The sequence below is a fragment of the Nitrobacter hamburgensis X14 genome (assembly GCF_000013885.1).
Classification (GTDB): domain Bacteria; phylum Pseudomonadota; class Alphaproteobacteria; order Rhizobiales; family Xanthobacteraceae; genus Nitrobacter; species Nitrobacter hamburgensis.
In genome coordinates, this window is sequence record NC_007964.1 from 628,226 (window position 1) to 647,217 (window position 18,992).

At 59.0% G+C, this 18,992-nt stretch carries 18 protein-coding genes; 12 read left to right on the forward strand and 6 right to left on the reverse strand.

Features of this window, described 5'->3' with window-relative positions; all coding sequences use genetic code 11:
- Positions 1 to 3: 3 nt before the first annotated feature.
- Positions 4 to 1,647 (reverse strand): recombinase family protein, encoded by a 1,644-nt coding sequence (locus NHAM_RS02950; RefSeq protein WP_011509162.1) that lies wholly within the window; start codon positions 1,645 to 1,647, stop codon positions 4 to 6.
- Positions 1,644 to 1,805 carry a hypothetical protein gene (locus NHAM_RS02955; RefSeq protein WP_157043516.1) on the reverse strand — a complete coding sequence of 54 codons (162 nt, stop codon included), beginning with the start codon at positions 1,803 to 1,805 and terminating at the stop codon, positions 1,644 to 1,646. The genes NHAM_RS02950 and NHAM_RS02955 overlap by 4 nt, the downstream gene beginning before the upstream one ends.
- 315 nt (positions 1,806 to 2,120) lie before the next feature.
- Here NHAM_RS02955 and NHAM_RS02960 point away from each other — a divergent pair, with 315 nt between their 5' ends.
- On the forward strand, positions 2,121 to 2,768 hold the full coding sequence (locus tag NHAM_RS02960) for a DNA methyltransferase (RefSeq protein ID WP_011509163.1): 648 nt from the start codon (positions 2,121 to 2,123) through the stop codon (positions 2,766 to 2,768).
- A 136-nt stretch (positions 2,769 to 2,904) separates the two neighbouring features.
- On the opposite strand, the gene NHAM_RS02965 is transcribed toward NHAM_RS02960, so the two are convergent.
- The 4 genes from NHAM_RS02965 to NHAM_RS02985 all read right to left on the reverse strand — a co-directional run bounded on the left by NHAM_RS02965 (position 2,905) and on the right by NHAM_RS02985 (position 5,427).
- A complete protein-coding gene (locus NHAM_RS02965) occupies positions 2,905 to 3,597 on the reverse strand; it encodes a helix-turn-helix domain-containing protein (RefSeq protein ID WP_011509164.1) in 693 nt (230 codons plus the stop codon).
- Positions 3,598 to 3,953: 356 nt separating this feature from the next.
- Positions 3,954 to 4,439: a hypothetical protein gene (locus NHAM_RS26365; RefSeq protein WP_011509165.1), complete on the reverse strand. Its 486-nt coding sequence runs from the start codon at positions 4,437 to 4,439 to the stop codon at positions 3,954 to 3,956.
- Positions 4,408 to 5,082, reverse strand: coding sequence for a ParA family partition ATPase (parA, locus tag NHAM_RS02980; protein WP_011509166.1), 675 nt, complete (start codon positions 5,080 to 5,082; stop codon positions 4,408 to 4,410). The genes NHAM_RS26365 and parA overlap by 32 nt, the downstream gene beginning before the upstream one ends.
- Positions 5,083 to 5,235: 153 nt before the next feature.
- Positions 5,236 to 5,427 (reverse strand): hypothetical protein, encoded by a 192-nt coding sequence (locus NHAM_RS02985; RefSeq protein ID WP_245269977.1) that lies wholly within the window; start codon positions 5,425 to 5,427, stop codon positions 5,236 to 5,238.
- 682 nt (positions 5,428 to 6,109) lie between these two features.
- On the opposite strand from NHAM_RS02985, the gene NHAM_RS02990 reads away from it, so the two are divergent.
- The 11 genes from NHAM_RS02990 (at position 6,110) to NHAM_RS03035 (ending at position 18,826) form a co-directional block, all read left to right on the forward strand.
- On the forward strand, positions 6,110 to 7,024 hold the full coding sequence (locus NHAM_RS02990; RefSeq protein ID WP_011509168.1) for an ArdC family protein: 915 nt from the start codon (positions 6,110 to 6,112) through the stop codon (positions 7,022 to 7,024).
- 270 nt (positions 7,025 to 7,294) lie between these two features.
- Positions 7,295 to 8,080 (forward strand): hypothetical protein, encoded by a 786-nt coding sequence (locus tag NHAM_RS02995; RefSeq protein WP_011509169.1) that lies wholly within the window; start codon positions 7,295 to 7,297, stop codon positions 8,078 to 8,080.
- A 47-nt stretch (positions 8,081 to 8,127) separates the two neighbouring features.
- A complete protein-coding gene (locus tag NHAM_RS26370) occupies positions 8,128 to 8,373 on the forward strand; it encodes a hypothetical protein (protein ID WP_157043519.1) in 246 nt (81 codons plus the stop codon).
- Positions 8,374 to 8,581: 208 nt separating this feature from the next.
- A complete protein-coding gene (locus NHAM_RS03000) occupies positions 8,582 to 8,872 on the forward strand; it encodes a type II toxin-antitoxin system RelE/ParE family toxin (RefSeq protein ID WP_011509171.1) in 291 nt (96 codons plus the stop codon).
- A 9-nt stretch (positions 8,873 to 8,881) separates the two neighbouring features.
- Positions 8,882 to 9,208, forward strand: coding sequence for a HigA family addiction module antitoxin (locus NHAM_RS03005; protein ID WP_011509172.1), 327 nt, complete (start codon positions 8,882 to 8,884; stop codon positions 9,206 to 9,208).
- A gap of 23 nt (positions 9,209 to 9,231) precedes the next feature.
- Complete coding sequence (locus NHAM_RS26375; RefSeq protein WP_157043520.1) at positions 9,232 to 9,408, forward strand: hypothetical protein; 177 nt, start codon at positions 9,232 to 9,234, stop codon at positions 9,406 to 9,408.
- A 43-nt stretch (positions 9,409 to 9,451) separates the two neighbouring features.
- Positions 9,452 to 9,757, forward strand: coding sequence for a HigA family addiction module antitoxin (locus NHAM_RS03015; RefSeq protein ID WP_011509173.1), 306 nt, complete (start codon positions 9,452 to 9,454; stop codon positions 9,755 to 9,757).
- A gap of 93 nt (positions 9,758 to 9,850) precedes the next feature.
- Entirely contained in the window at positions 9,851 to 13,066 is a 3,216-nt protein-coding gene (locus tag NHAM_RS03020; protein ID WP_011509174.1) for a helicase-related protein, read from the forward strand.
- Positions 13,063 to 13,833, forward strand: coding sequence for a DUF4391 domain-containing protein (locus NHAM_RS03025; RefSeq protein ID WP_011509175.1), 771 nt, complete (start codon positions 13,063 to 13,065; stop codon positions 13,831 to 13,833). Before NHAM_RS03020 ends, NHAM_RS03025 begins: the two co-directional genes overlap by 4 nt.
- A 17-nt stretch (positions 13,834 to 13,850) precedes the next feature.
- Positions 13,851 to 15,833: a site-specific DNA-methyltransferase gene (locus NHAM_RS03030; RefSeq protein ID WP_011509176.1), complete on the forward strand. Its 1,983-nt coding sequence runs from the start codon at positions 13,851 to 13,853 to the stop codon at positions 15,831 to 15,833.
- A 242-nt stretch (positions 15,834 to 16,075) separates the two neighbouring features.
- Positions 16,076 to 18,826: a type III restriction-modification system endonuclease gene (locus tag NHAM_RS03035; protein WP_081434933.1), complete on the forward strand. Its 2,751-nt coding sequence runs from the start codon at positions 16,076 to 16,078 to the stop codon at positions 18,824 to 18,826.
- The last annotated feature ends 166 nt before the right edge of the window (positions 18,827 to 18,992 follow it).

An 18,992-nucleotide genomic window follows, 5' to 3' on the forward strand; every position in this document is an offset into this window, starting at 1 on the left:
AGGTCACGCGTTCGAATCGTGTCTGGTGCGCCACTCACGAACAAAACTGGGCACTCCTGCCGGTGCCGCCCCTCCCCCCATCACTAGCCGTTCGAGCACGGTCCTGCGACCGTGAATACGGATTTCCGTGTCGTCCACCTCCACCTTGTCGATGACCGAGCGCAGCCAGGCGCGGCGAAAGGCGGTTTCGCCCGACAGCACGTTGTCGCGCATGGTGGCGACGAAGGAAGCGATCTTGTCTTCGGTGATCCGGGCTTCCGGGCGCATTTCGGAGACTGCTCGGTCGAAGGCGGCCTTGGCAATATCGCGTTCGGTTTTGATTGCTGCGACGCGATCTTTCAGCGTCGCATCGTTCGGATCGGCGATGCCGTTCTCGATGGCCTGATACAGGCGGTTAAGCCGGCCCTCCGCGTCGGTGAGTTTCGCGCGCAAGGCTGTGAGGCGACCTGCAAGATCGTCATCGCGCTTGGTCTGACGGTTCATCAGGCCGCGCAGCAATTCGGCAACGCGCTCCGGCGTCAGCAGTTGCTCGCCGATACGGTCGGTTACAACATTGTCGAGGCGTTCCATCGGCAGCGAGCGGCCTGGGCAGGCATCCTTGCCCTTCTGAGCCGCCGCCGCGCAGACATAGTAGCGATAGCGGCCCGATTTTCCGGTGCGGATCGTCATGCCGCCGCCGCAGGTCGCGCAGGTGGCAAGGCCGGTCAGCAGGATCGGTCCGGTCACAACGCGCGGCGGCGCGACCTTCGGATTGCGCGCTTTGAGCTGCGCCTGCACCGCGTCGAAGATTGCCGGATCGATGATCGCATCGACGGGCACGATGATATGCTCGGTCGCAGGCTTTGCCGTCCGGGTCTTGGAATCGGTGCGATTGAAATGCGCTTCGCCCTTATAGACCGGATTGGTCACAAGCTTATGCAGCGGGCCGATGCCCCACCGCGCACCGCGCCTTGTGCGATAGCCGTGGCCATTGAGCCAGACGACGACGGCTTTCACGCCCATCGGCCCTATTGTGCCGTCGCCTTCGCGTAACAGGCGGAAGATCAGGCGGACGGTCTCGGCTTCGACCGGGTCAATGGCGAGCTTCTTCTTGGTTTTCGCGCCGCGCTGTTCGGCAGCAACGACCTGATAGCCGAACGGGGCGGCCGAGCCGTTCCAGAATCCTTGCCGGGCGTTTTCCTGCATGGCGCGCAGGACGTGCTTGGCGTTTTCCTTCGATTGGTATTCGTCGAACAGGGCAAAGACCTGCCGCACCATGACGCTCATCGGATCGTCGCCGAGGTCTTGCGTCATCGACACCAGCCGCACGCCGGACTTACGCAGCCGGCGCACATGGTATTCGAGTGCGAAGTGATCACGAGCGAAACGACTGAAGGAATGGACGATAATCACGTCGAACGGCGAGCCGTCCGACGTGGCCAAGTCGAGCAGGCGCTGCAATTCCGGGCGCTTGTCATCGGTGCCGGACAACCCCGCATCGACAAACTCGGCGGCAACTTCCCAGCCGCGCGCCTTACAGAACGCGATACCTTGCCGCCGCTGATCGGGAATCGACAGGTCGCTTTCGGCCTGACGCCCGGTCGAGACGCGCAGATAGAGCGCCGCGCGTGATGCTGGCTGACTGGCAGTAACGGCGACGGCTTTCATTGCCTTGCCCTCGGACCTTGTGGAATTGCGGCGATTTCAGCATGGGTTTGCGGCCGTTCCGAGTCCTGTTTGAGCAAGTCGCGTAGCGCACCCGACAAAAATGCCTCGATCACATCGAGTTCGGCCTCCGTGACCGGCAAGCCGGCAAGATCGTCCACGACCGCGCAGTCCAGCGACTCGCGGGACGCGGATCGGCCAGATATGCGACGGGCAGTTCCCATGCTGCCGTGATCGCATCCAGATCGCCGTCTGTATTGGCCAGAGGCTGGTCAGTTGTCATCGGCTTGCAAAGGCATGTCCTCGCTGCCGTGCGGTTTTCATTTGCCGAGTTTTGGCGACCGCGCCGGGCGCGCAATGGCCGGCCCGCTCCTTTCGCTTCGCTCCCCGTGTTGACCATTTCCCTTGCGGTGCGCCCCCGGCTTTTCCGGTCCCCCTTCTCTCGCGGCATCAACCGCTACAGGCAGGAGGACGCCATGACATTCTCAACCAACCAGCTTCGCAATTCCATTCAACGCGGCGATTGCATCGAAGTGATGCAGGCCATCCCTTCCCGGTCCGTCGATTTTATCCTGACCGACCCGCCCTATCTCGTCCGCTACAAATGCCGCGACGGTCGCTCAATCATGAACGACGACAACGCCGAGTGGCTGGAGCCGGCCGCGCACGAGATGTATCGGGTTTTGAACCGCGACAGCCTCTGCGTCAGCTTCTATGGCTGGACGCAGACCGACCGCTTCATCGCGGCCTGGCGTTCCGCAGGATTCCGGATCGTCGGGCACATCGTCTTTCGCAAACGCTATGCCTCAGCAAAGCGGTTCGTCAGCTACACGCACGAATCCGCTTACGTGCTGGCGAAGGGCCGTCCGGCGCTGCCGGAGCATCCGCCAGCCGATGTGATCGACTTCCCCTATAGCGGCAACCGGCTGCATCCGACCCAGAAGCCGGTGATGGCGCTCATGCCGCTGATTACAGCTTTCTGCCCGGAAGGCGGGTTGGTGCTCGACCCCTTCTGTGGCTCCGGCTCGACCCTGGTCGCGGCCCGGCAAGCCGGTTGCGATTATCTCGGCATCGAACTGGACCACCGCTATCACCGGATCGCCGCCCGGAGACTTGCGGCATAAGCCCTAGCCCGCCTTTGGCCGCAGCCGCGCCAGGCAGGGCCTCTGGCTCCGAACGGGCCGGACACCCCCCTGAAGGCAAGACTGCACTCACCGCCCCGCAAACGGGCCGGAATTGGCATCGGCAATCGACGCAATTCTATTGCGCAGAACGGACCTGCGACAGGCCGGCAAGCGGGTTGGTTTGCATAAGCGCGCGAAACACCCCGTTCATGCAATGCAGCGTCCAGTTCTGGACGCTTACCCGATGGCCTGTTGCCTCAAAAGGATGTTTGTATCTCTGCTTGAGTGACTCTGCTGTCGCCCCTGGATTTGCGCGGCTTCCCGGCCAGCGTCCGCGATGATGCGCGGCAAAGAGCGGTGCGAGCAGCCGCACGACAAGGCCGACGCACATGCGCGAGCGGGATGACGCAATGACATCAACCGCGACATAGCCCCCCTCCTCAAGCTGACGGAGATAGCGTTGCACGGTTCGCCGGCAACGGCCGAGCGCGCGTGCGAGGTATGTGACTGTCACCGGCAGCGCTCTTGCATCGCGATGCGAGCGATAGGTCAGTTCGGCGAGCTTGCGGGCGCAGCGGCGCGCCCCGTCGGAAAGGTTCGGATCGTTGTCAATGCGAGCCGCCAGCTCCGGCACATAAGCGCCGGTCTCGCGCGGCGCAGGTTTGCGCGGGCGTTCCGTCATCGCATAGCGATGGCAGGTTTGCAGCGAACGTTTGCGCCGGGCTAGATCGACGACACGAGTGTCGATCGACTCCTGCTCCGCCATTCGATTCTTAAGATCACGATGCGCCGCAATGAAAGCGACCTGCGGATCATTAGTCATAGTCATTGGTTTTCTCCTCTTGCAATGGAAGAAAACCCGCAGAAAATAAGGGCGCATGAATACGTCGCAAAAATTCCTTGCGTTATTTTATCGGCTCTGAGATATTTGAATGGTCAGATTGCAAATACCTAGAATTCAATGCGACCCGCTTCGGCGGGTTTTTCTTTTGTTACGTCATAAATTCCTTCTTTGATTGAAAAAGAACAATACGCGGCTCGAAACGAGCCAGCATGAATTGTCCGCAATGTGCGGCGCTATAGCAAGTCTGTTCTGTCAGCTTAAGAATTTCGCGGCTCTCGCCGGGGAGCGGCGCATGCGATGGCATGTCATTGCGCACGTAGAAGCGCGAATCGACCCGCAAATCACAGACGACGACCGGCTTCCCCTTCCAGCTCGGCGACGCGACGCTCGATAAAGTCGCGAACTTCATCCACCATCTTGCGTTTTGTCATAGCGCAGGCCGTCTTGAACCGCGTATGAACCGCTTCGGGAAGATCGATGGTCAAGCGCACAATCGGCACGGAAATCCGCGTTTCTGTGTTCACGGAATGACGGACTTCCGTATCCACGACGACCTGTGCATCCGTGTTGTCGTGTTTCTGTGAAAACGGATTTCCGTGTTCACGCGAATCCGCCTTTGCAGAAAAGCTGCTTTCTGCATTCACGCGGTCACGGATTTCCGTGTTTCCGTGTTCATGGGTTTGCGTATTCACGGGTGTGCGGCTCTCAGCCTTCACGGATTTCCGTGCGGCCTTTTTGGCGAACTTGCGATCCCGCGCAATCGCCCGGCCGGTTTCCTCGAAGGCGGCGATTTCCTCAGCCGTCGGTCGCCTGACGGGTTTCTTCATGTCCGCGAATGTTTTCGTGCTCGCCATAACGCAACAACTCCTTCACCAATCGGTCTATGTCCTTTGCAGCCTCGCTCCTTGCCGCCCATTCAAATATCGTCTTGCCCGCCGTCAGCGCCTCGGCGAAGGCGACGCGGTTCAGGATCTCCGCACGGAGGATCTGAATCCCGGCGTCGGCGGCATACGCCTTGGCATCGCGGCCGATCACCGTATTTCCGTGTTTCCGTGAAACCAGAAATACGGCTTCCAGTGCTTCCTTGAGCGCGCGGCCATTGTTGACCGCCGCGATTGTTTCGGTCGCCGCCCACAGCGAGGGGCCACCCGGCTCGATCGGCACGACGACGAGGTCGGATGCAATCACAACGGAATGAGCGATATCCTGGCCGCGCGCCGGGCCGTCGATAATCGTATGCGTGTAGTCCGCTGCCATCGCCATCGCATCGCGCGCCATTTTCGGGCGAGGGAGGGAGGCGACGACGAACGGCGTCTTTTCGCGCAAGGATGCCCATTGCGCAGCGGTCTGCTGCGGATCGGCATCGATCAGTAGCACCTTGTGCCCGGAACGGGCGAGGCGGGCCGCCGTGTTGACCGCCAATGTGGTTTTACCGACGCCGCCCTTTTGATTGAGAAATGAAATTATCATGCAAGGATTTTACGACGTGCATGCGGAAACACGGAAACAAAGAAAAAATTCTATCCACATGGGCGGCCAGATTGTCATAAGCGGTCGTGGCAATCGACGAACATCCGGATGAAACCGTGATGTTCGTCGCGCGGCGCGGCAGAAAAGGCCGGGCTAAAAGCCCGGCCCCGCTGCAAACGAGAGCGCCAGCGCGCGCGAGATGTTTTCAAGGCTTGCGAGCGCGATGCGGCGCTCCGGCGTGCCGGTGCGGCTGCGGGCGAGGGTCTGCGACGCCTGCCGGAACAGGACGTTCAGTTCCGTTTGGGTGCGACGTTGCAATTCGAAGGCGGTCAGTAAGCGATTCATGAGTTTCCTCCCGTTGTTCGCGGCCGGCTTGATTGCCAGCCTTGTGAATGCCGAAGCGACGGGATGGACGAGGCGCATGCGAAAAGCCCGAGGGGCATCGCCCGGCCTGCACGAAGGAAGGTTGGGGATACGGGAATATTCGCTTGCGCTATGGAAGGACAGACTGACGCAAATTCACATGCGGTCTGGCAGGCATGGCGGTTGTGAACAGCTTGCCAGGGAGGATTCGTGAAGCGATTGCCGATCGTCGTCGAATAAAACGAAGCAAACAACAAGGATGGGCGCGTCCGCTGTTCGCGGATCAGGCTCTCAGGCTTTGCCCGGAGCCGGCAGCCGTCTCCGCCGGAGGGTTTCGATCCTTCGCGCGATGAGAACATCGAAGCCGGCGTTGCCGGCGCTTCGATAACGGCGGGCCGCGCCCGCCTTTTCGTGACGAGCGCTGCGCCGCTCGACATTTCAAAAGAGAAAAGAAGGGGCCTGCGGCCCCAGGGCCGTCAAGACCAAGCCCTTCGCTGAAGCTGCGGGCACCGCCGGGGCGTTCCCCGCCTTTCGTCCGCTGCGCTTCCTGCCAAGGCGGGAGATACCCCTGTCCCCGCTGGCGGTCCTGACCGCCCGACCCCCGCTCATCGCCGCGATGGCTAGTCCGGTTGCATGCGCAACCCCCTAACCAAGGACAAAGGCAATGAGTGAAGATCGAAAGGACATTTATCAGCGGGTGACCGATAGCATCGTGACGGAACTGGAAAAAGGCGTTCGCCCATGGCTGAAACCATGGAGCGCAGATCATGTGGCAGGACGCATCACCCGGCCCTTGCGCGCCAACGGCGTTCCCTATCGCGGTATCAATATTTTGATGCTGTGGGCATCAGCGACCGAGCACAGTTACACCGCGCCGCTGTGGCTGACCTACAAGCAGGCGCAGGAATTGGGCGGACAGGTGAGGAAGGGCGAGAAGGGGAGCCTTGTCGTTTATGCCAACACCATCACCAAAATCGAGCAGGACGAGGCGACTGGCGAGGATTTGGAGCGGGAGATTCCCTTTATGAAGGGCTACACCGTCTTTAACGCCGAGCAGGTGGACGGATTGCCAGCGCATTTTTATGCCGTACAGCAACCAGCGATTGACCCCGTTGAACGCATCGAGAAGGCGGAGGCATTCTTTGCCGCGACCGGCGCGGAGATCAACGAAGGCGGTAACAGGGCTTGCTACAACCTCGCCATCGACCGCGTGCAGATGCCGCCTTTCGTGTCGTTCATCGAGGCAGAAGCCTATTACGCAACCCTTGCGCATGAAATTTGCCACTGGACTCGCCATCCCAAACGTCTAGACCGGGATTTCGGCCGCAAGCGGTTTGGCGACGAAGGCTATGCTATGGAAGAACTGGTTGCCGAGCTTGGCGCGGCGTTCGTCTGCGGCGATCTTGCCCTGACTCCCGCGCCACGCGAGGAACACGCCGCCTATATTGGCTCGTGGCTCAAAGCACTCAAAGACGACAAGCGGGCGATCTTCTCAGCCGCCGCCCATGCGCAGCGCGCTGCGGATTATCTTATCGGGTTGCAGCCTATAGAAAAGGGAGAGGAGAGGGAGGCCGCATAGCGGCCGCCGTCAGGGCCGGAAATATCGCGCCTCCAGGCCGCCCGGCGGCGGACTTCCTGCCAGGGGAAAATTCGGCGTCCGATGGCGGACGCCGATTTGCTTGCAGGGCAAGCATAGAGGGCCGAGCTACTTCCGTGATCTCTGCCGCAGGAAATGGCACAGCTATGCGGCACGGCGGCAAAGCAGTTGGACAGGCGCGCGCGTGCCGGAAGTGTTATACAGGCGTGGATTTTGTCCTGATCCCTGCTGTTGTTCACATCTGAGGTAACCATGCCCCACTTTCTGATTTCCGATCCGCGCACTGGAGCCGCGCGTGTAATCGACTTTGCTGAATTCATAACAATCATTAAGGGCACGTCGATTGTGAGCCTTGCTACCTCCGATAACTTCCTTGAGCTTGGGCTGAGCGAACGGCTTATGCTGCGCATCGAGGGTGGAGGCGAAAATTTCACCGCTGCGGTAATTTCGACACTCAATCCCGATGAGATTGCGCCGGTCAGATTGCAGATTGTTGGCGATGGAGAAGAGGTCAGCGCTGCGGTGGTCGAACAGCGGTTGCGCAACCTGCGCCAGCTTTATGCCATCGCTTATCTTCTAAGCGAAGGTCGCGGTGAGGAGCTGGCGGCGGCCGTTCGTGCCGATCCCAATCTTGATATCGAGAGCAGCTTGTTGAAGGAGCATGAACGTCTGTATCTCGAAGCAGCGGGACCGGGTAGCTGGTTCGTGACTGCTGTCACGAAGGTAAAAGGTGCAGGACAGGCGGCGTTGTACGGATTGGGAACGCTTTACGGCGAGGGCCGGCAGTTGCTGCTTGAGCGATTGCGCACCGCGAATGCGATCCAGGCAGAAGAGCTGAAAAAGCGGCAAATCGAGAACTATAAGCTCGCGGCGATGACGGCAATCGACATCGACAAACAAATCGAGAAAATCAAGGACGGGGAAAGCCGGGAGGCCGTTCGCAAGCTGATCGCTGCGAACAGTGCCGCGATCAATCCCAAGATCGCGGGACTTCTTCCGTCGCCTAGCGAAAACGAGATTGACAATAAAAAGAAGTAACCGCCCTAATCATATGTTGTTTAACATTGAATAGATCGGTACTTCGCATGCTGTTTAAGAAATTTCGTTTACATAATGAAAGATTGGCCCAAGTCTTATCTGAAAAAAGAGCAGAGAACGATTTAGCTGAGTTGTCGTTGATTGCGGAAGTGGCGCGGCGCACCGAAGAGATCGAAAATCCGGAACGGCGCGCCTATGTCGTCAGCCAGTTCCCGCCCACGCTGCAAAAATCGCCGGCGATTCAGGCTGCCCTGCTATCCGGTCGAAGGAAGCCGGCAGACCCAGCTCCTTGAGTCCGCCCCGCACCGTTTGCGCGGGACAGTATGGCTCTTCACGCCGCTCCACGCCACCGCTCGATATCGCGAGCCTCGTACAGAAAGTTCGGCATCCGCCGCTGGCGAATGCCGCTCGCCTTTCAGAGCGAAGACGGTTTCCATAACTATCGCTCATATTCTGTAAAGCGTTACTTGACACGATACGAAACTTCTGTCAGCATGACTGATGAAGATCAGGAATGTGGTCCATAAGGGACTGCGACGTTTCATCGATGATGACGATGCGACCGGATTGCAGGCGGCTGTCGTGCCGAAGCTCCGGCGCATCATCTCGTTCCTGCAAGACATGGAACGGGAAAACGAGCTGCGATCCGTCCCAAGCTGGAAGGCGCATCAGCTGACCGGGGAGCGCAAGGGCACATGGAGCCTTTTCGTCACCAAGAACTGGCGCATCACATTCCGCATCGACCAGATGGAAATCGAGATCATCGATCTCGATTACGAGGATTACCACTAGGAGGTGGCTATGACCCAAGGACTGAGGATGAAAAATCCCGCCCACCCCGGCGGGTTCGTCAAGAGCGAGATCATCGAGCCGTTGGAGCTGTCGGTGACGGATGCCGCGCAGGCTCTTGGTGTCACACGGCCGGCTCTCTCCGCCCTCCTGAACGAGCGCGCGCATCTTTCGCCGGAAATGGCGCTGCGCATTGAGAAGGCTTTCGGCGTTTCGATGGATACGCTCATGCGCATGCAGAACAGCTACGACATAGCCCAGGCACGTAAGCGCGAGAAGGAAATCAAGGTCGCGCCGTTCAAGGGTGGGCCGGGCGACGCGAAGCGGCCGGGATTGTAAGAAGTCAGAGGTTAGGAGCGCTTATGAACGGCAAGCACAAGTTCATCCCGGTCGAAGAAGTCGCCAAGGAATGGATGACAGACCCGCAATTCCGGGCCGAGTACGATGTCCTTGAGGGAGAGTTCGCTCTGGTCTCCGCGCTAATCCATGCGCCGAGAGAAACCGCATCATACCCACCGAATTTCCATGAACCTGATTAAGTCCAAGAAGCGCGTTGCCGATCGCGGGCAGGTTTTCACGCCCATGGCACGGCCCCTCATTCATCCTGGCGAAATCCTCGCCGACGAATTGCAGGAAATCGGCATCACGCCGACTGAGCTGGCGCGCCAGATCAAGGTGCCGGCCAACCGCATCACGCAGATCATTCAGGGCCGGCGCAACATCACCGGCGATACCGCGCTGCGCCTCGGTCACTGGTTCGGCGCATCGGCGCAGTTCTGGCTTAACCTCCAGAGCGCCTACGATATTCGGCTCGCTCAAGCCAAGGCCGGCCGCGAGATCGCCAAGCTCCCCGTCCGCCGCGAGCCGGCCGGCGTCGGCACTCCATAAAGCGGCCGAAGACGTGCATATTACTCTTCCCCATATCGAAAATCTTTGCCGCGTCTGCGCCCCCGCGCGGTCATGGCTTAGGGTGCGCAGAGCATGAGGATTCTCACCAACGCCGGTAATGACCGCGTCATTGACCAATTGCGCGCCTGGCTTGCTTCCGGCGTGGCGACGGTCGATTTGATGTCGCCCGACTTCTCCCTGCATGCCTTTGCCGAGGCGCGGGAGATGTTGGAAAAGGTCTCTGCCGCTCGGCTGCTGCTCGGAAAAGACGCGATGGGCGGCCAGTCGTTTTTCGGCGGTCCTTCCGATATTTCCTATCGTAACAAGCTTCAAGGGCGCTGGCTCGCAAGGAACGCCCATGACTGGATAAAGGGCAGCGCGGAAGTCCGTCATACGGTTGCATCCCCGCCGCAATCGCTGATCGCCATGAAAGGCGAAACGCAGCGCCATGCTGTTCTTGGCACCTGCTCTTTCACAACGGAAGGGCTCGGCATCACCCCTGGCAGCCAGCTTGGACTGATGCAGGCGAGCGATACACAAGAAGAAGCCGCTGCTTTTGCCGCATGGTTCCAATCAACATGGGAATCCCTGAAACAACACGCGGGAAAAGACCAGCTTGCGACGCTGCTCGCGGAAACCGCCTCGCAGCGCGCGCCGTCCTTGCTCTATTTCAAGTTCCTGTTCGAACTGTTCAAGGATTTGGGCGATGAATTGGACGAGGAGCGCATCGTCAAATCCGCTACCGGCATCCGCAATACGACCGTGTGGAAGAAGCTGTTCAAATTCCAGCGCGACGGCGTCGTCGGCGCGATCGACAAGCTGGAGCGCATTGGCGGCTGCATCATCGCCGACAGCGTCGGTCTCGGCAAAACCTTCGAGGCTTTGGCCGTCATCAAATACTATGAGCTTCGCAACGATCGCGTCCTGGTCCTGTGTCCCAAGCGGCTGCGCGACAACTGGACCCTCTACAAGGCCAACGATAACCGCAACATCCTTGCTAGCGACCGCTTCAACTACGACGTTCTCAATCACACCGACCTGTCGCGTGACGGCGGCTTGTCGGGCGACATCGACCTAACGCATGTCAACTGGGGAAACTATGACCTCGTCGTGATCGACGAGTCGCATAATTTCCGCAACAAGGCGACGCACCGCGATCGCGATACTCGCTACGACCACCTGATGAAGCGGATCATCAAGGCAGGCGTGAAGACCAAGGTGCTGATGCTCTCCGCGACGCCGGTCAACAACCGGCTTGCCGACCTCAAAAACCAGATCGCCTTCATGACGGAAGGCAGTGACATCGCGCTCATCGATCACGGTATTTCCAGCATTGAGGCGACGATCCGCAAGGCGCAGGGGCAGTTCAACCGTTGGCTCGACCTGCCAGCAGATGAGCGCCGGCCGTCGCGCCTCATGGATATGCTCGGCTTCGATTACTTCAAGTTGCTCGACATGCTGACCATCGCCCGGTCGCGCAAGCATGTGCAGCGTTATTACGGCACCGCCGAAACCGGGCAGTTTCCCGAGCGGCTGCGGCCGATCAACATCAAGGCCGACGTGGACCTTGCCGGCGAGTTCCGCCCGATCCGCGAGATCAACAACGAAATCAGACGGCTGACGCTCGGCGCATATGCGCCGCTGCGCTATGTGCTGCCGCACAAGCAGGCGGCCTACGACGCGAAATACAGCACCAAGATTCGCGGCGGCGAGAGCACTTTCCGGCAGGTGGACCGCGAGGAAAGCCTGATCCATCTGATGCGCGTCAACCTCTTGAAGCGCATGGAAAGCTCGGTCGCCTCCTTTGCTCTCACCATCAAGCGCCAGCTTGACGATGTGAACGCGCTCCTCGCCAAGATCGACTCCCACGACGAAGCCGTCGATGAATTGTCCATCGACGATGTGGACGTCGACGACTCGGCGTTCGAGGCGCTGCTTGTCGGCCGCAAGGTCAAGGTGCTGTTGCAGGATGTTGACCGCGTTCGCTGGCGGCAAGACCTGATCGAGGATCGCAACCGGCTGGCGACGCTGCTCTCGGCGGCTCGCGCCGTGACCGCCGATCGGGATGCCAAACTTGCCGCGCTGAAAGAATTGATCGCCCGGAAGGTTCATACCCCGATCAATGACGATAACCGCAAGATTCTCCTGTTCACAGCGTTCGCCGATACCGCCGACTATCTTTATCGCGAGCTTGCGCCATGGGCGCGATCGAGCCTCGGCATCAACGCCGCCGTCGTCACCGGCACCGGGGCGAACAAGACGACCCTCACAGGCTTGCGCTCCGACATGAGTTCGATCCTGAGCGCGTTTTCGCCGCGCTCCAAGGAGCGGCCGGCGGAACTGGCGGGAGAAGGGGAGATCGACCTTTTAATTGCTACCGACTGCATTTCCGAAGGCCAGAACCTTCAGGATTGCGACTTTCTCATCAATTACGACATCCACTGGAATCCGGTTCGCATCATCCAGCGCTTCGGCCGTATCGACCGTATCGGCTCGATCAACGAGCGCATCCAGCTCGTGAATTTCTGGCCCAACATGGAGCTGGACGAGTATCTCGACCTCGAATCCCGTGTCAGCGGGCGCATGGTGCTGCTCGACGTTTCCGCCACAGGGGAGGAAAACGTCATCGAGTTCCAGGCCGGCAACCAGATGAACGATCTGGAATACCGCCGCGCCCAGTTGCAGAAAATGCAGGATGCCGTCATCGACCTAGAGGATCTGTCGAGCGGCGTTTCCATCGCCGATTTGACACTCAACGATTTTCGGATCGACCTGTCCGGTTATCTGCGGGAAAATCGCGACCGTCTCGAAACCTTGCCGCTCGGCACCTATGCCGTCGTTTCGATGCCCGAGGACAGTTCCGGCAACAACGAAAATGCTATCCCGCCGGGAGCAATCTTCTGCCTCAAGGCTGTCGGCGAGGCGGCGGACCGCGCGGCCGAACCGGGCTACCCACTCAGCCCGCATTTCGTCATCCATGTCGGCGACGGGGGCGACGTGCTCTTGCCCTACACCCAGGCCAAGCAGGTGCTCGACCGGCTGAAGAAACTCAGCATCGGACGCGATCTTCCCGACACGCAAGCCTGCGGGCGTTTCGACAAGGCGACCCGGTTCGGCCGCGACATGGAGCCGTATCAGAAGCTCTTGTCGCGTGCGGTCGCCTCGATTGCTGGCAAGAGCGAGGAACGCGCCGTCGCCAGCCTGTTTTCGCCGGGCGGCACCCACGCGCTGAAGGGCGAGTTCGCAGGGATCAACGATTTCGAGGTTGTGGCCTTCCTCGTCATCCTGCCCGAAGCGGGGACGGCATGACGGCTGACGGGAACATTCGCGCCGTTGTCGATGCGCTTGCCCTGCCGCCCGGCGCGCGGGTCGATGCCCGCGTGCCGAAGAAGATGCTGGTCGAACAGGGCGCGCCGACACCCGCAGACAAGCGGGCCATTCAGGAGGGGATCGACGAGTTGCAATGGTTCGCCGCCTGCAAGCCGGCGACCATCGGCGTGCCGGCGTTTTCGGACGACACGCGGGAATATCTGGAAATCGCTGTCATAGGCTGCGCCTTCCGGCCAGCGGCAAAGGCCGGACGGCTGATCGAGCTGATCCACCGCGCGATCCCCTATCCGGTTCTGCTTATCACCAGCGACGCAAGCGGCGTGGCGGTATCGGCGGCGCATAAGCGCAAGGCCCAGAATGAGGCTGGCCGCACCGTGATCGACCGTATCGTCGCCGCAACCGGCTTGCAGCCGGGCGCGGGCGATGGCGCACAGCTTGCGTTCCTGCAAAGCGTGCCGTTGGCGCAGCAGCCTCGCTCGGACCTGTATGCCCTTTATGCCGGCTGGCTTGCCCGCATTGAGGCGTTGAACGCCGCCCGGTTGACCGGCGCGTTCGTGGCGAGCGACGATAGTGTCACCATTGACCAACGCCGCGAAGCGCTCGACGCACATACGCGCCTTGCGAAGGAAATCGAAACCCTGCGCGGCAAGGCGAGGCGCGAAAAGCAGCTCAACCGCCGGGTGGATATGAACATGGCGATTCAGCGCCTCGAAGCTGACCTCGCTTCCTACAAGAAAAGCCTTTGAACGAAAGAGACGACAAGATGCACGGAATCGAAAAGCTCAACCTGAACGACCCGGAAACCCAAAGCGCCGATGTGGTCGCCGAGAATATCGATGCCCTGCGCTCGCTGTTTCCGGAAGCGTTCGAGGAAGGGAAGATTGATTTCGAGGTGCTGAAGCAATTGCTCGGCGGCGCGGTTGACGAGCGCGACGAGAAATACGGACTGAACTGGCACGGCAAGCGCAAGGCACGGCAGATCGCGCTGACGCCGTCCACCGGCACGCTGTTACCGTGTCCCGACGAAAGTGTCGATTGGGATACGACGCAGAACTTAGTGATAGAGGGCGACAACCTCGAAGTCCTGAAGCTTCTACAAAAGAGCTACGCCGGCAAGGTGAAGCTCATCTACATCGACCCGCCATACAATACCGGGAAGGAATTTATTTACCCCGACCGCTTTCAGGACAACCTGGACACCTACTTAAAATACACAGGTCAAAAAGGGGAGGATGGCCTTAAGACTACGAGCAACACTGAAAATGACGGCAGGTTTCATACGAACTGGCTGAATATGATATATCCTCGCTTAAAGCTTGCGAGGACAATGCTCGCTGACGACGGGGCGATATTCATTTCCATCGATGATAACGAAAAGGCCAATCTTAAAGAGATATGTGATGAAATATTTGGTGAAGATAATTTTCTCACGGCGATAATTGTCCAATCTAACAAGCGTGGACAAACATACAAAGAGATAGCGAAGTGTCATGAATATATCCTTGTCTATTACAAAACAGAGAACGGCGCTCTCGGCGAACTCGATAAGGATGGCGATGCCCTCCCTTATGCTGACGAACATGGCGGATACGATCTTTGGGAACTACGGAATCGAAATCCAAAATTCGGACGCCACAACCGGCCAAATCTGTATTTTCCAATCTACGTGAATCCTAACTCTGTCGGGGCTAATGGGCTTGCAAGCATTAGCTTGACGAAAAGCGACGAATACTGTCGGGAGGCATTGCCAAAGAACAGCGAGGGCGCGGACAGTTGCTGGAGATGGAGTTCAAAGAAAGTTCAAACTGATGGCATAGATGCTACTCCGATCACTGTTTTTGCCAAACAGAGACGAGACGGCGAATGGAACATTTACGAGAAGTCCCGCAAGAGCACGACCAAAGCCAAAAGTATTTGGAGCGATACTGCTGTTATAAGTGAGCAGGGAACGGTTGAGGCCGGAAAATTAGGGATGAGCGGGGTTCTCGATTTTCCGAAGCCAATAGAACTCATCCGGCGTTGCGTATTTCTTGGCACAAACGAAGATGATCTTGTGATGGACTTTTTTGCCGGATCGGGAACCACCGCCCACGCTGTGATGCTCCAATCGGCTCAAGATGGTTTGTCTAGAAGATGGATATCGGTGCAGCTTCCAGAACCGACATATGAGTACAAGGATGGGGAGAAGGTTGCGAAACCGCAAAATAAAATCGCTTTTGAAAATGGACACGAAACGATCGCCGATATTTGCAAGGAACGGATTCGTCGCTCGGCAAACAAATTGAAAGAGGAATATCCGGGAAATAATGCCGATCTTGGTTTCAGGGTCTTTAAGCTCGCGCAGTCAAATATCCGCGCGTGGGAACCGGAGCCGTCCGACATTGAAGGTACGCTCCTTGCCAACGCAGAACACCTCGCACAAGGTCGCTCCGAACAAGACGTTCTCCATGAGCTATTGCTCAAGCTTGGTCTCGACCTCTGCGTCCCAATCGAGAAGAAGCAGATCGCCGGGAAAGCCGTCCATTCCATCGGCGGCGGCGCGCTGATCGTCTGCCTCGCTGACGGACTGACCAAGGACGTGGTGGAGGCGCTTGCCAACGGCATTGTCGCGTGGCGCAAGGCACTCGCCCCGGCCGTCGATACCCGTGTCGTGTTCAAGGATTCCGGCTTTGCCGACGACGTGGCCAAGACCAACATGGCCGCCATTCTGAATCAGAACGGCATTCTCGACGTGCGTAGTCTCTGAGGGGCCGGACATGAAACTGCATTTCGAACCCGACCTCGATTACCAGCACACCGCGATTGAAGCCGTCTGCGATTTGTTTCGCGGACAGGAAATCAATCGTACCGAGTTCACCGTCACCCGTCGTCCCGACGGTGGCGTGCAAGGGGAGCTTGGACTCGTCGAAAATGAGCGCGGCATCGGCAACCGCCTGACGCTGCTTGATGATGAGATCATCACCAACCTGAAAGACATTCAGCTTCGCAATGGCCTGCCGCCGTCCGGGAATCTTGCCTCCGGCGACTTCACCGTCGAAATGGAGACGGGCACCGGGCAAGACCTACGTTTATATTCGCACCGTCTTCGAGCTGAACAAGCGCTTCGGCTTCACGAAATTCGTGGTCGTCGTGCCGTCCGTCGCGATCAAGGAAGGCGTCTACAAGACGCTCCAGATCACCGAGGACCATTTCAAGGGCCTCTATTCCGGCCAGCCCTTCGATTATTTTCTCTACGATTCCGGCAAGCTCGGTCAGGTCCGCAATTTCGCCACCAGCCCGACCATCCAGATCATGGTCGTGACCGTCGGCGCGATCAATAAGAAAGACGTGAACAACCTCTATAAGGACAGCGAGAAGACCGGCGGCGAAGCGCCGATCGACCTGATCCGGGCGACACGCCCCGTCATCATCGTGGACGAGCCGCAGAGCGTGGACGGTGGCCTTGAGGGAAGAGGCAAACAGGCGCTCGACGCCATGAATCCGCTCTGCACGCTGCGTTATTCGGCAACCCATGTGGACAAGCACCAGATGGTTTACCGGCTCGACGCCGTGGACGCTTATGACCGCAAGCTGGTCAAGCAGATCGAGGTGGCCTCGCTCGAAGTTGAAGGCGGGCACAACAAGGCGTATCTGCGCTTTCTTTCCGCCAACAACCGGGGCGGTGCGATCACTGCCCGCGTCGAAATCGACGTGCAGCAGGGCGCGCATGTTCAGCGCAAGGAAGTCGTCGTCCAGGACGGCGACGACCTCGAAGACCTGACCGGCCGCGCCGTCTACAAGGATAGCCGGATCGGCGAAATCCGCGTTGCCGGCAATGACTCCTTGCTGGAAGTAAAGCTGGCCGGCTCCGAAGAATTTCTGCCGGTCGGCAAGGCCATCGGCGACGTGGATGCTGACGCCATCAAGCGGCTGATGATCCGTCGCACCATCCACGAGCACCTGGAAAAGGAAAAGCGCCTCGCGCCTCTCGGCATCAAGATATTGAGCCTGTTCTTCATCGACGCCGTGGAACACTATCGCTCCTATGACGCGGACGGGAATCCGGTGAAGGGGAAGTACGCGACAATCTTCGAGGAAGAATATCGCCGCGCCGCCAAGCTCCCCGAGTTTTCGAGCCTGTTCAAGGAAGTAGACGTAACTTCCGACGCCGTGGAGGTGCATGACGGCTATTTTTCCATCGACAAGAACAAGCGCTGGACCGACACCGCCGAGAACAATCAGGTTAATCGCGACAATGCCGAGCGCGCCTATAACCTCATCATGAGGGAGAAAGAGAAATTATTGAGTTTCGACACGAAGCTCAAGTTCGTTTTTTCGCACTCCGCCCTCAAGGAGGGTTGGGACAATCCCAATGTCTTCCAGATTTGCGCCTTGCGCGAGATGGGCACAGAGCGCGAGCGCCGCCAGACCATCGGTCGCGGCCTGCGTCTGTGCGTCAACCAGAAGGGCGAGCGGTTGCGTGGTTTCGATGTCAACACGCTGACGGTGATCGCCACCGAAAGCTACGAGGCGTTCGCCGACAACCTGCAAAAGGAAATCGAGCGGGATACCGGCATCCGTTTCGGTATCGTCGAAAAACATCAGTTCGCCGCCATTCCCGTCCAGAACGAGGATGGCTCCGCCGCCATGCTCGGCTTCGATGAGTCAGCCGCCATCTATGACTGGCTGCAAGGCGAAGGGTTCATCGACACGAAAGGCAAGGTCCAGGACAAGCTGCGCACGGCCATCAAGGACGGCACGCTCGCGTTGCCGGCAGCGCACGCAGCCCACCTGCCGCAGGTGAAGGAAGTCCTGCGCAAGATCGCCGGCAAACTGGACATCAAAAACGCCGACGATCGCGTGACGGTGAAAACCCGCCAGGCCGTCCTGCACAGCGCCGAGTTTCAGGCGCTATGGGAGCGGATCAAGCACAGGACGACCTATCGCGTTCATTTCGACAACGACAAGCTCATCGAGGATTGCGCCAAAGCCATTGCTGGCGGCCCGCCGATTCCAAAGGCGCGGGTGACGATCCGCAAGGCCGACCTTGCCATCGGGCAAGGCGGCGTCCTTGCCACGGAAACGTCTACCTCCGGCCCCGTGACCATCGAGGAAGGCGATATTGTCCTGCCCGACGTGCTGACGGAGCTTCAGGATCGCACTCAGCTCACGCGCCGCAGCCTGGTCACCATCCTGACGGATAGCGGGCGGCTCGCGGATTTCAAACGCAATCCCTCGGCTTTCATTGATCTGGCGGCGGAGATTATTAGCCGCACCAAACGCCTCGCGATTGTTGACGGCATCAAGTATCAGCGCATCGGCGACGAGCAGTTCTATGCCCAAGAGCTTTTCGAGCAGGAGGAACTGGTCGGCTACCTCAAGAACATGCTCAAGGATACACAGAAATCCGTGTTCGAGCATGTCGTCTACGATTCCGGCGGCGTGGAGCGAACTTTCGCAGAGCAAATGGAAAAGAATGACGCCGTGAAGGTCTACGCCAAGCTTCCCGGCTGGTTCAAAGTTCCGACGCCGCTCGGCACTTACAATCCGGACTGGGCCGTTCTGGTGCAGATCGACGGCCAGGAGCATCTGTATTTCGTCGTCGAGACGAAGGGCAGCTTATTCACCGACGATCTGCGTGACCATGAGGCCGCCAAGATCGCCTGCGGTGAAGCGCACTTCAAGGCGCTGGCGGTTGACAAGAATCCGGCGCGCTACGTGAAAGCGACCAAGCTCGACGATGTGCTGAGTCATACGTAGCGGCTGGCCGAGATTGCGCGTCATTGGGCATAATACGATCCGGTGACGCGCAACTAAACATTTGATCTGACGCTCAGATGCGGCTTGATTTTCCATAAGATACATTATCACACGGCCAGTGTTCTGACGCTGGCCGTGTGATCTCCACACTTCAGTGGCACGATTC